The organism is Chamaesiphon sp. VAR_48_metabat_403 (assembly GCF_031422475.1).
Classification (GTDB): domain Bacteria; phylum Cyanobacteriota; class Cyanobacteriia; order Cyanobacteriales; family Chamaesiphonaceae; genus Chamaesiphon.
The window spans coordinates 1-13439 of the sequence record NZ_JANPLS010000308.1 but is presented as its reverse complement, the minus strand read 5'-3'; the positions used below and the strand labels follow the sequence as shown (position 1 = coordinate 13439).

Annotated in this window: 9 protein-coding genes; 4 read left to right on the top strand and 5 right to left on the bottom strand. The window is 45.1% G+C overall.

The window, feature by feature from the left end; all coding sequences use genetic code 11:
- Nucleotides 1-718: 718 nt before the first annotated feature.
- The 4 genes from RMO79_RS14875 to RMO79_RS14860 form a co-directional block, all read right to left on the bottom strand.
- Nucleotides 719-2005, bottom strand: coding sequence for a CO2 hydration protein (locus RMO79_RS14875; RefSeq protein WP_310483957.1), 1287 nt, complete (start codon nucleotides 2003-2005; stop codon nucleotides 719-721).
- Between the two features lie 517 nt (nucleotides 2006-2522).
- Entirely contained in the window at nucleotides 2523-4010 is a 1488-nt protein-coding gene (locus RMO79_RS14870) for an NADH-quinone oxidoreductase subunit M (protein ID WP_396136604.1), read from the bottom strand.
- A gap of 131 nt (nucleotides 4011-4141) precedes the next feature.
- Complete coding sequence (locus tag RMO79_RS14865; protein ID WP_310483955.1) at nucleotides 4142-4852, bottom strand: carbonic anhydrase; 711 nt, start codon at nucleotides 4850-4852, stop codon at nucleotides 4142-4144.
- 51 nt (nucleotides 4853-4903) lie between these two features.
- The gene (locus RMO79_RS14860) at nucleotides 4904-6736 is read right to left on the bottom strand and encodes an NAD(P)H-quinone oxidoreductase subunit F (RefSeq protein WP_310483954.1); all 1833 of its coding nucleotides are present in this window, start codon (nucleotides 6734-6736) and stop codon (nucleotides 4904-4906) included.
- A gap of 423 nt (nucleotides 6737-7159) precedes the next feature.
- Between RMO79_RS14860 and RMO79_RS14855 the strand changes: the two genes are divergently transcribed.
- The 4 genes from RMO79_RS14855 to RMO79_RS14840 all read left to right on the top strand — a co-directional run bounded on the left by RMO79_RS14855 (nucleotide 7160) and on the right by RMO79_RS14840 (nucleotide 13306).
- Nucleotides 7160-8263, top strand: coding sequence for a hypothetical protein (locus RMO79_RS14855; RefSeq protein ID WP_310483953.1), 1104 nt, complete (start codon nucleotides 7160-7162; stop codon nucleotides 8261-8263).
- 214 nt (nucleotides 8264-8477) lie between these two features.
- The gene (locus RMO79_RS14850; RefSeq protein ID WP_310483952.1) at nucleotides 8478-10706 is read left to right on the top strand and encodes a glycoside hydrolase; all 2229 of its coding nucleotides are present in this window, start codon (nucleotides 8478-8480) and stop codon (nucleotides 10704-10706) included.
- 75 nt (nucleotides 10707-10781) lie between these two features.
- Nucleotides 10782-11177 carry a DUF6464 family protein gene (locus tag RMO79_RS14845; protein WP_310483951.1) on the top strand — a complete coding sequence of 132 codons (396 nt, stop codon included), beginning with the start codon at nucleotides 10782-10784 and terminating at the stop codon, nucleotides 11175-11177.
- A 197-nt stretch (nucleotides 11178-11374) separates the two neighbouring features.
- Nucleotides 11375-13306 carry an ABC-F family ATP-binding cassette domain-containing protein gene (locus RMO79_RS14840; RefSeq protein ID WP_310483950.1) on the top strand — a complete coding sequence of 644 codons (1932 nt, stop codon included), beginning with the start codon at nucleotides 11375-11377 and terminating at the stop codon, nucleotides 13304-13306.
- Nucleotides 13307-13320: 14 nt separating this feature from the next.
- Here the strand turns inward: RMO79_RS14840 and RMO79_RS14835 are convergent.
- Nucleotides 13321-13439 (bottom strand): RtcB family protein (locus RMO79_RS14835; protein WP_396136603.1); only part of this gene is annotated, 119 nt, incomplete at its 5' end.

Sequence of the window (13439 nt, the reverse complement as noted above, 5' to 3'; positions counted from 1 at the left end):
CCCTTTACCCCACCCTTTATAAGCTACGGTGTATACACATCTCTGGTGAGAAGCGAAATTGGTGGGAATCCCCCTGTCTTGAAAAGGTGCTTTACTTGCGGCTCGCCTTTGGACGGGTTCCCCGTCAAAAAAGGCGAGACAAGACAGGGGAAACAAGCGACGTTTTGGGGGGAAGCTTCCCCCCAAAAGCTCGCGCCCCAAGAACGCACTTTTCGCTGTCTTGTCGGTTTTTTACGTCACGGGGGAACCCCGTGACGTAAAACCGCCGCTGTCTTGTCTTGACGCACACAAACGGGAGGTTCCCTCCCGTTCGATGCGTCGCTGTCTCACATAATCCGGGAGGGAACCTCCCGGCTGCGAGCCGCTAAATCCCCCTTGGAAAGGGCAGGGCTGATTCATTCCCAGAGGGGATGAATTTGTCAATATCTGAAGCGATCGGTTTTTAGATGAATGTGGTTGTTTCTTAGTATGAAATTACCATTTATTCGATCGAAATTACCTGCTTTTCATTTTGACAACCTAAGCCTAGTAACGAATGAATCAGCCCTGCTTGGAAAGGGGGACTTTAATGCCCCCTTTCCAAGGGGGTTGGGGGATTTAGATCTCGAAACGAATTCCAGCCAACTTGTGTATATACCGTAGCCCCTTTATAAGGGGAGGGTTGGGGTGGGGTAAAGGGACTACGCAACAACTCAAATAACTTATATGCTGTAACTAATTAACGATACTCTTGATTTTGAATATCGCTCAGTCGGGCTTCTGGGCGTTTGAATCTGTCGATTTGAGACTCAAAGAACTGACGATTTTGTTCTAGATGTTTAGGATTGGAATCATCTAAAGGATATAGTAAAGCCGCACGTAAAGCTTGAATAACTGCCGACGTTACACAATACATCGATCGTTGAAAACTCACACCCAATTGAATTAACATATCATCTTTACCCCGACAGTGTTGCTGATAATAATCGAGCAAATATTGAGGCAAGAAATGATACATATCATCCATTAGTAATGTCGGTGGAATCCCGGCACTCCCGACTGGATTGACATCGGCATAAAGAATTCCATAGTGAAAATCAGCTTGTCCGGCGGGTACTTGCTCTGCTTGCGCGTTATACGATTTTGTACCGCGAAATGGTGCCGTCCGGTAAAATACGGCTTCTACATATGGCAAAGCTGCTTCATACAACCAGGTAAATCCACAAGATTTAGGAATAATTTCAAACATTTCCCCATTGATGTACACATGATGATAAATCGGTCTGCCCGCGACGGCAAAAATGCCATTTATCAAGAAATTCATCGCATCGGGAACGGAGGCAATTTTACCTTCATCGTAAAGATCGCTCATTTCAAAAAAGACGGGAGCCATTACTTCCCAAAATAGTCCTAAATTGGAATAGTAAGACATCACCCGCACTTGTTCGATAAACATATCGGGGAAAAGTTTATATAGAGCTAACATCGCCGGATTGCCCTTAAAATATGCTTTAATGGCTCGATCGGCATTTTGCTTGTACTCGTCGGTATCTAAGTAAGGATCGAACCTGCCGCCCATGCCGCGATGCCAGTACATAGCTTGCATACAAGCTTCGGCAAACTCCATGTTAATCCGATCGTGTAATAAGTGATGGAAAATTTTGGGCATTTTAGTACTGCGCCCATTTTCCATAAATTCTAGTAGTTCTGGGTGAGCGGAAGCCTCACCTTTTTGCCAAATTCGCAAGTCAGCAGTTTCGCCTGCGTAGTGGTTGGGTAAGTCTAGGTATTCTTGGGGCAGAAAGTACTTAAATGCGGGCAGGGGATTGAGGAAAACGCGTTCGGCTATGTACAATAAGTCGCGCCAGTAGAAGTCCATCGGTACGGCGTAGGCTTTGTACAAACCGATAATTTGCATGAGGTTTTCGGGTGTATCTGGTAGCATTGCGCCACCTGCTTCCAGGCGATGGATGACATCGGCGAATTGATGGGTGGATGGTGGGAGTTGGGTGGTGGTTGCTGTCATGGGGATTTTGGATTTTGGATTGTAAATCGTTTAAATCTGTAGGGGCAGGTTTATGCCCTTGATGCCGTTTTTACTAGCAATTTCATTCAAACCTGCCCTCCTCACTAGTTCCTGTATTGCATTTGTTGGGTTTGTTGCGGAGATCTAACCCACCCCGCCCTACGGGCACCCCTCCAAGGCTACCGTGTATACACATCTTTGGTGAGAAGCGAAATTGGTTTGAATCCCCCTGTCTTGTCGGTTTTTTACGTCACGGGGGAACCCCAGAATAAAACCGCCGCTAAATCCCCCTTTCTAAGGGGAACTTTGACCGGATCTGAGCAAGCTGCTTGGTGCGCTGTCTTGACCCAAACACATGCGGAGGGAACCTCCGCGTGATTTGGGTCGCTACACTGTCGGGGAACCCGAACAGTTCGCGCATCCGCTTTTTAAGGGGGTTTGGGGGATTCAGATCTCGAAACGAAGTCTAACCAACTTGTGTATACACCGTAGCCTCCAGGGAGGGGATTTTTCGGTCTTATTTTCTAGTTTCTATTCTGGCGATTTCATTACCACCAGCCGTGGGAAGAGTGGCGACGATGTTGTCGGTGGTAATTTGGGTGTGCGAAATCAGAATATTTGGTTGAATACCTAGCAAAATAATCAACGCAGCGAGCACGATTGCGGGAATTCTTTCGGTGGCGGCGACTTTGGGTAGATAGGTAAAATCTTCGGCTAACTTACCAAACAGGGTGCGATTGATAATAATAACGAAATAGATGGAAGTTAAACCCGTACTCGCCAGACAAATCAGCGTGGGAATTGGGAAGGTGGCATAACTACCTTGGAAGGAGAGAAATTCGCCGATAAAACCTACCATGCCTGGAATCCCCGCACTCGCCATCATGGTGAGGATTAACATGGTGCCAACGAAAGGTAAGCCGCGTTTGGGATTCAGTAAGCCGTGTAGTTTATTAATATCGCGGGAGCCAGTCTTGGCTTCGATAATACCGACGAGGTTGAATAATAACGCCAGAATTAAGCCGTGAGCCACCATTTGGTAAACTGCACCTAAAATGCTCAAGGAATTGCCCGCCGCAGTGGCGAGTAATACGTAGCTTAAATGGGCGACTGAACTATAAGCAATGGTTTTTTTGATATCGGTTTGGGCGATCGCAATTAAACTACCATAAATAGCCGTAACGACCGAAATTAGTGCCAACCAGGGCGCGACGATTAACCAGGCATCGGGGAATAAACCCAAGCCAAAGCGAATCAATCCATATGTGCCCAATTTAGAGACAATTCCGCCGAGCAACATCGACACGGGTGTCGAAGCTTCGACATAAGCATCGGGCAGCCAAGTATGGAAAGGTACTAGTGGCATTTTAATGCCAAAGCCGAGCAGAATCACACAGAGGAATAATAGTTGTAAGTTAGCAGGTAAATGGGTTGCAGCTAAAGATTCATAATTAAAATCACCAGTTTTGGCAAACCACGCCCAACTCAAGAAACCAGCCAGCAAAATTATCCCCGACAAAGCTTGATAAATCAGAAACTTGGTCGCTGCATAGCCACGTTTTTCACCGCCCCAAATTGCAATTAATAGATAGAGCGGAATTAGTTCTAGTTCGTAAAACAGGAAAAATAAGAGTAAATTCTGAGCCAGAAAAGCTCCCGTAATTGCCGCACTTACTAACAACAATAATGAGTGAAATAGCCGAGGTCGTTCGACATGGCGATCGGTAGCCTGAACTGCCAGTAATACTAGTAAAGTGTTAAGTACGATTAGTGGCAAAGACAACCCATCGATCCCTAAATTGTAATCCAGTCCCAACGGCTCGATCCAATTAAAATGTTCGATAAATTGCAATCCTGGATTTTGATAATTAAATCCAGCAGCGATCGCAATCGAGATTACTAGCGTCAATCCCGAAATGGCTAACGCAATTGCTCGGCTAAAATTAGGCAAGACTCCAATCAGAATTGCCCCCAAAACAGGCAACCAAATAATAGCACTCAACATCATTCTCGATTCTTCCTCCATCATTTATCTGTAGACTGAATTCTCAGCAATTAAAACTGCCGCTCGCGATTGAAGTCCGCTTGCGCGGACTTCAACAGTATTAACAGCAATTTTAATCGCTGGCTCCCCAATTAAGCAACTTTAGTGACAATTCCAGTATCGAGATCGTAAAAACCACCGCTAATCTTTAGTTTGCCGCTTTTAACTAAATTGGCAATTACAGTTGAGGATTTGAGGATGGCAATCTGACCTTTAATATTAGCGATCGTGGCATTTTTCAGTGCGTCGCCAGCTTGATTTTTACTAGCAACTACGGCTGGCTCGATCTGCTTGAGAATACTGCCAATTTGACCGGGAACTGGTTTGTTATCGATCGTAGCTTTGACCGCACCACAAGCACTATGTCCTAGTACTAATATCGCTTTAGAACCCAATACTAAAGTTCCAAATTCTAGACTACCAATTTCTTCAGGCGTAGCCACATTACCCGCAACTCTGACTACGAAAAGATCGCCCAAACCTTGGTCGAAGACAATCTCTGCTGGCACGCGAGAATCGGCACAACCCAGAATTGCCGCAAATGGTTTTTGACCTTTTGCAACTTCTCTGAGCCTAAACGAACCTCGATTGGGTTGTTTGGTTTTTTGACTGGTAAACCGCTTATTTCCTTGCAATAATTCCTCGATCGCGCTGTCAGGAGTAAGATTTTGTTTAGACATTGCTGGAGGTACATCGAACAAATCTACGCCCAACTTACTAGTTACCAAGCCAGCTCCAACGGCAACGCCACCAAACCGAAACAAGTTACGACGAGAGATATAATTTAAAACTTTTCCTTTCATGATTTTAATTGTGTTGTTTTGTAGTTGAAAAAGAGATGGCAATCAAATTTATTAAACCAGTAGTCCCATCATGAGACCGAGAATAATAATCCCCGAAAATGCCAGCAAAATATAAAGTTGAGATTGACCGGAAGTGGTGTATTTAAGAGATTGTCCGCTAAACAAGGTGCTGATACCCACTAAATTTACCAAACCATCGACAATATATCGATCGAACCAATTAATTATCCGCGCGCTCGTAGCTACCAATAGCACAATTGTCAATTGATAAAAACGTTGGATGTAAAAATCGTAGGTAAAAAAGTTTTGCACCAAAGGAATCGGTAACTTAATCGGCTTGGGAATCCCTTTAAATCCATAGAGGATTACACCTGTTGCCAACCCAGAAATACTCGACCAGACTAATAGTGGAGCCAGCATGACATTTAACTCACTCCAACTCGGTAGCAGTCCCAAATCGCGTAAAATAATCGGCAAGTGGCAGATAAAAACTGCCGAGAAAATTATAGGTAAACTAATCAACCAAAATGGTTCTACCGATCTCTCTGACATTGGCTGGGTTTCACCCAAAAAGATCTGACAAAATAAGCGAGTCAAGCTTAGTGTCGTCAGCGTATTCACAATTAAAATTACGCCCACCAACCAAGGTTGTTCTACCCACAAACTCTGAACCAATTGCCAAAAGCCCCAAAAGCCACCTAACGGAGGTACCGCCACAAATGAAGCGATCGCGACTAACATTGAAAAAGCAGTCAATGGCCGACGCGACCATAAGCCGCCCAATTGAGTAATATCTTGAGTAACATTCGTCCAAATAATCGAACCGATACTCATATATAGCAATGCCATTCCGAAAGATTCATTAAATAAAATAAATCTAGCCGAATCGATATTTTGCGTACCGACAGCAATAAAAACCAAGCCGATATAAGCACTTAGAGCATAAGACAATACCCGCTTCATATCGACTTGCGCGATCGCAATTAACGAGCAACAAAAAGATGTCGCCACGCCCAAAATCACCAGAATATTTAATAACAGTGGCGATAATGAAATGACCGGAGCGAGCTTAATCAGTACGAACGCCCCCGCCCCAACTACTACGGCATTCCGCAATACCGTCGCTGGAATCGGTGCTTCCATTGCTTCATCCAGCCAGAGCTGGAAGGGAATCTGAGCGCATTTACCCAGTGGGCCAGCACTCAGAGATAAACCCAAAAATAGAGCTACTGATGGGTCGATTTGAGCCGTTTGCGCCCACGTTGCCAACTCGGTAAAGTTCCACGTTCCGGTAATTGGATAAATGGCAATTACCCCCATCAGCAAAATAATGTCGCCCACTCGCTTTGTCCAAAAAGCATCGCGCGCGCCAGTAATTACCAGCGGTTGAGCGTACCAGAAACCGACTAATAAATAAGTAGCCAGCGTTAGCAACTCCAGAAATACATAGCTAAAGAACAGCGAATTAGATAATACCAAGCCACAAATCCCCGCTCCAAAGCAATTCATCAAAGAGAAGAATCGCCCCCAGCCCCAATCCATCTCTAAATAACCGACAGCATAAATCTGAGAAACCAGACTGATTGCCGTGACAACTGCTGTCGCAGTTAGCGTAATTGCCGAAATTTCGATCGGGAAGTTGATGTCTAAGGTGCTGGCGTGCAACCAACTATAGCTAAGTGCTTGAGTCGGTAAATCCCAACCCGTAAGGAGAGCTACGATCGCGTGCATGAAGGCGATCCCCGCCATGAAGATATTAATATAACCTGCTGGTCTAGTGCCTAATTGCCCCGACCAGCCGACCGACCAAGGCAGTGCTAACATCGCACCAATTAGCGGGTAACAAGGAATCAACCAAATTGTGTTGAGGACTATCGAATGCATAGACTTAAATCTATAATTTAATAATTATGATTAGTAGTGGCTCTATGTAAAGAATACTCCAAAATTCTCATAAAGGAAAGACGAAGCATAGAGTTAAATCAAATATTTACTCTAATTTTTACTTATCTTTACTATGATATATAGTCGATTATCTATTGTTAAATTAGCTATAAATCTATACTTTGGGGAATTGACTTAATTAATTCGCAAAAACGATCGGTAGATCGATTACTTATCGAATTGCGGCAATAGCGATCGATTTAGACTTTAATTGGGAAACATGTATCTATACGACTATTTTATAGCAACCGAACGACTCGCTGCTTAGTGGCACCCGTTTCGATCGGCAAATCTCGATGGAGATTGTTACCCTTTCGATTCTCCGCTAAAGAGACTCCACCAACGAGTGTAAAGTATACCAATATGTCCCAGTTATCAATTCTGCGGATCTTACCGCTGTTCGCACTGACTATTCCTCTCATTGCATTTGCCAAAGATGCTACTCCCATTGTCCCCATGACGTTAGGAAGAGAATATACCGGATCGCTGGCACCATCGCCGAACAATCCTCAAGGAGAAGTTTGCTATGGATTGTCGGTAGAGCCAGACACGCGCATTACCCTCAGAGTCAAAACTGGTGGAGTAGGCATCGTTAAATTCGCGCTTTACGACAAATCCAAAGGATTGCAATTTTTCCACAACGATGTTACCAGTAAGTCTCAAGCTGGAGCCAACAGCCCCATCGACTCTAGATTTAGCTTTCCGGCTATTAGTGAGGTGTCGCAACTATGCTTGACGACTACTAATGCCGCTAGCGGTCAGCAGTATAATTTTACAGCAACTGCCAAACCCGGTCGAAAGTCTAAATCGCGGCTGGTGCTGCGTCCAGTGTTGCGTCCGGTAAATCCGAATAACGCGATCGCATTAGCATCCAAACACAAGCAATTAGCAGCTCCTACCCCCAAAGCTGCGCCTGTAGAGGCTCCACCACAACCACAGGGAGAACCATACTGTTATGTCGGTACCTGGCAAGTTACCGATCTGAGTAGTTATTGGTTGCCTACCATCAGTAGTTTTACTCAAGCGAAAGTTACCGATCCGCAAATGTTAGGATATGCCAAATTAACGCTCAATCGAGATGGTAATGCCTCATTTGAAGCAGTCGATTTGGAACAAAAATACACCTTAAAATCGAAAGAAACAGGTGCGAAGATCGATCGGATCGGATTGGGGTTTTCGGGTAGCGCGAGTGCCAGATTTCAGGTCAATGCCGATAGTACTTTGACCTTTAGTTCGCAAAATTATCGGCGGCTCGATAGCAAGCTCAACTTGGGATCTAGTCTCAAACTGACTGGCGATCGATTATTAACGATTTTTGGCGATAATAATCCAGACAGGCAAACGCAAAAAGATGCTCCGCCATTCAAAGCGCAGTATAAATGTGTCGATCGTGAAAATATCACTTTACAGATTCCCCTACCCACTGGGCAAAAATCGATTACCATCGCACTCAAACGGATTAATTAGGGAATAGCCCCCAAATTAATTAAGTGTTGTAAAGCAACGGCGCGATCCCCAGGTAAATATTGCTTTGTGAGTGTTTCGAGCAAAAAAAGTGAGTTAAGATCGCAGACTATTAGCCAAGATGCAATCGCCTACTCGATCGGTTAGCTGTCACCCAACAGCAACCGCCCATCGACTGGCATCTTGCTTAAATCGATCGTGAACTCATAACTCATCTATGCCGCATCCTCTCCACGTCGCCTTTATCTGGCACCAGCATCAACCTCTGTACAAGTACCGCGATGGTAAGTACCGACTACCATGGGTGCGTTTACATGGGACGAAAGATTATCTCGATCTGATTTTATTACTCGAAAAATATCCCAAACTGCATCAGACGGTAAACTTAGTACCATCATTAATTTTACAGCTAGAAGATTATATTGCCGGGACAGCCTTCGATCCTTACTTAGAACTGGCTTTGATGCCTACCGAACAGCTTCAGGCGGCTCAAAAACAGTTTATCATTCGGCACTTTTTCGATGCCAACCATCATACTCTGATCGATCCTCACCCCCGTTACAGTGAGTTATATCACCAACGCCAAGATCGTGGTGAGCCGTGGTGTTTAGAGCATTGGATCGATCGCGACTATGGGGACTTGTTGGCATGGCATAATCTAGCTTGGTTCGATCCATTATTTTGGGAAGAGCCAGAGATCGCCCATTGGTTGAAACAAGACAGAGACTTTACTTTAAGCGATCGGCAGCGGATTTATTCCAAGCAACGCGAGATTTTACGGCGCATTGTGCCTCAACATCGCAAGATGCAGGAATCGGGACAATTAGAGGTGACGACAACACCTTATACGCACCCAATTTTACCTCTGCTAGCAGATACCAACGTCGGACGGGTAGCCGTGCCGAATATGGATTTACCCAAAGAGCGGTTTCAGTGGGCGGAAGATATTCCCCGCCATTTAGGTAAAGCTTGGGACATGTATAAAGATCGATTCGGTTGCGTCCCACGGGGCTTGTGGCCGTCGGAACAGGCAGTCAGCCCCGAAATGCTACCCTATGTGGCGCGGCAGGGCTTTAAATGGCTCTGTACCGATGAATCGGTATTGGGTAATACCCTCAAGCAATACTTCCATCGCGATGGTGCGGGTAATGTGCTGGAACCAGAATTGTTATATCGCCCGTATCAAGTAAGTACGCCCGATGGCGACTTATCGATGGTATTTCGCGATCATCGCTTGTCGGACTTAATTGGGTTTACCTACAGCGGGATGCCAGCCGAGACAGCCGCGGCGGATTTAGTCGGACATTTACACGCAATTTCTCGATCGCTAGCTGCCAAAGAAGGGCATGATGGTACCACTCTAGAGAAACCGTGGCTAGTCACGATCGCCCTCGATGGTGAAAACTGCTGGGAACACTACCATCTCGATGGTAAACCATTCCTCGAACATCTTTATGGCACCCTCAGCGAAGACGAGACAATTAAACTCGTCACCGTCTCCGAATTCCTCGATGAATTCCCCCCTACCGCCAGCTTCCCCCCTGCCGATCTCCACACGGGTTCCTGGGTAGATGGGAGCCTCACCACCTGGATTGGCGATCCTGCCAAAAACCGCGCCTGGGATCTGCTCACCGCCGCCAGACAAGTACTGGCAAATCATCCCGAATCTACCGAAGAGACTAACCCCGCCGCCTGGGAAGCTCTCTACGCCGCTGAAGGTTCGGATTGGTTCTGGTGGTTTGGCTATGGACATTCTTCTAACCAAGATGCGATGTTCGACCAACTTTTCCGCGAACACCTGATCGCTCTGTATCAGGCTTTAAATGAGCCTGTACCCCCCGAATTGCGGTTGCCAGTGGAATCCCACGAGCGACGGACTACTTACCGTCCAGAGGGCTTTATTCACCCAGTTATCGATGGTAGCGGCGACGAGCAAGATTGGAATTTCGCTGGACGTTTAGAAATCGGCGGGGCTAGTGGTACCATGCACCAAGCTAGCGCGATTCAGCGGGTCTTTTATGGTGTGGATCACCTGAATTTCTATCTGCGGATGGATTTCCAAGCAGGTGTCAAACCCGGATTAGAGATTCCTAACGAGCTAAATCTGTTCTGGTTCTATCCTAAAGAAATCATGCACAATAGCCCGATTCCTCTGGCTGAATTACCCCGTCAAGCTCCAACTAATTATCGGTTCCACCATCGCCTATTAATCGATCTGACGACTAAAAATACCTGGTTGCATGAAGCGATGGATTACGATCGATGGGAGACTCGATCGAGCAATGCCGAAGTAGCTTGGGATAAGTGTCTAGAAGTTGCCGTACCTTGGGCAGATCTCAATTTAGAACCAGATTATGGGCTACAAATGGCGTTAATGTTCTCCGACTGCGGTCGTTATCGCCAGCATATTCCAGAACAGGGTTGGATTAGTTTGCAAGTTCCGTAGACGAGTAGATCGGCTTGAGCTTTTAGCCTAAAATCTAGGTGGCGGGCAGTGCTCGTCACCCTCCTATCTTTATTTATGTCCGATCGTCAAAAGTCATTCCTGACTTGGGTTGTTAATACAGTAGGAATAATTGTGCTGTTGCATGTTTGCCCATTCTACTTAGTCATCGCAATCGGCAGCTTAGGCATTGGTGCGTTAATAGTTGTCGGGCAGGAATGGTGGCAACATAAGTTTCGATCCTCTAAACATCCATATAATTCAACACCTGAATCACTAGCAGATGGATCTCAATCCCCAGCAAATTATTATCCTTGGATGAGCGAACTTGATACGCTTGAATTAGACTTGTGCGAGAGTAATATCGGCGATCCCACCTGTGAATATAATGCCCATTCACCATACATTCGTTGTGCGGTAAATCCTCATCTCGACACTTGTGAAGACTGTCAGCACTACGAACAATCGAGCTGAATTATCAATAAAGTGATGCGGTCGATCGCCAATCTGCAAAACCGGACAGTCACGATTCGACCTACAATAATAGTGACCGCACCCTCTTAAAAGAACTTCTTGCAAAGAATTAGGCGAAAACTAGATCGCGATTAATCAATCTGTGCTAGCTTACCTACTGTTATTGGTATAAGTTAAAATCTAAATCTAAAATATAAATGACTATTTTTACGTTGCAATCAGTTAAAAAAGACTTTGGAATTAAAGAGATTCTTAAAGATGGATCGTTTAGCTTAGATGCGGCGGACAAAGTTGGTTTGATCGGGATGAATGGATCGGGAAAATCAACTTTATTAAAGATGATTGCTGGATTAGAACCGATCGATGGCGGGCAGATTTTACTCAATCCTGGGGTGACGACGATCTATCTACCCCAACAGCCAGAGATGGATCCTAGCCATACGGTACTAGAACAGGTATTTGCATCTAGTGGCGAGCAAATGCAATTAGTCCGGGATTATGAAGAAATATCTGACAAACTAGCTCATCCCGATCTGGCTGATTCGACTGCATTACTCGCGAAATTATCGACTGTAATGCAGCGGATGGACGCGACGAATGCGTGGGAATTAGAAACTAAATCAAAGATTATTCTCACTAAGTTAGGTATCCATGATTTTGATGCCAAAGTTGGCGATTTGTCGGGTGGATATCGCAAACGAATCGCTCTCGCCGCAGCGTTATTATCCGAGCCAGACGCACTATTAATGGATGAACCTACCAACCATTTAGATGCATTATCTGTAGAATGGTTACAGGAGTATTTGAGTCGCTATCGGGGCGCGATTTTATTGATTACACACGATCGCTATTTCTTGGATAAGGTGACTAACCGAATTATTGAGATCGATCGCGGAGATATTTTTACTTATAGTGGTAACTATACTTACTATCTAGAGAAGAAAGCTTTAGCTGAAGAATCGATGGTTGGTACCCAACGCAAACATGCAGGGTTACTCCGACGAGAATTAGCCTGGTTGCAGCGCGGCGCAAAAGCACGCAGTACTAAACAAAAAGCCCGAATCGGACGAGCTGAAGATCTCAAAGAGAAAGAGTTCAAACAGACAACTGGGCGCGTAGATATTTCTACTCCTACTCGACGAATTGGTAAGAAAGTAATTGAAGTTGTCGGCGTATCTAAGAAATACGAAGACCGCCAAATTATATCCGATTTTACATACGAATTTTCACCAGAAGATCGGATCGGCATTATCGGTGAAAATGGGGCTGGTAAATCAACGTTGATGGATATCTGTACGGGACGATTGGCACCCGATAAAGGTAGTGTCGATATCGGTACCACCATTCATATCGGCTACTTCGATCAACATTCGGAAGATTTACAAGAAGCAGGTACCGAACAATTACGCGCGATCGATTATGTTAAAGAAGTTGGTGAATACGTTAAAGTTGCCGACGGTACCCAAATTACCGCATCGCAAATGTTGGAACGGTTTCTGTTTACGCCTAACCAACAATACACGCCGATTAATAAACTCTCTGGTGGTGAAAAACGTCGTTTATTTCTATTGCGCGTACTGATGAGTATGCCCAACGTATTAATTCTCGATGAGCCAACCAACGATCTCGATGTCCAAACATTGGGAGTTCTAGAAGAATATCTTTCTGAGTTTAATGGCTGCGTCATTGTAGTTTCGCACGATCGGTACTTCCTCGATCGCACTGTCGAAAAAATATTTGCGATCGAATCTGACGGCAAAATTCGCGAATATCCCGGTAACTATTCCGTCTATCTCGACTACAAACAAGCCGAAGCCAACGCCGAGAAATTAGCAGCAAAAAATCAGTCGAATACTAAAAAATCCACCCCAACAGTCGCAGCACCAGAACCACCTAAACCCGATGCCCAGAAACGTAAATTATCCACCTGGGAGCAACGCGAATTTACCAAACTCGAAGCCCAAATTGTCAAACTCGAAGCCGATAAAACTAAACTCGAACAGCAATTAGCTCACTCGCCGAATGCTGCATATAGTGAGCTTCAGAAAATAACTGCGGAATTAGAGCAAGTCAATAAATCGATCGACACTACCAGCGAACGATGGCTAGAATTAGCCGAGTTTGCATAGCTTTAAATTAAGTTTCAACCTTTAATACATACGACTTGCTTGAGGGTGGCGACAACCTCTACTAAATCAGATTGATTTTCCATCACCTTATCGATCGATTTATAGGCTGCTGGAATTTCATCGAGCAATTCTG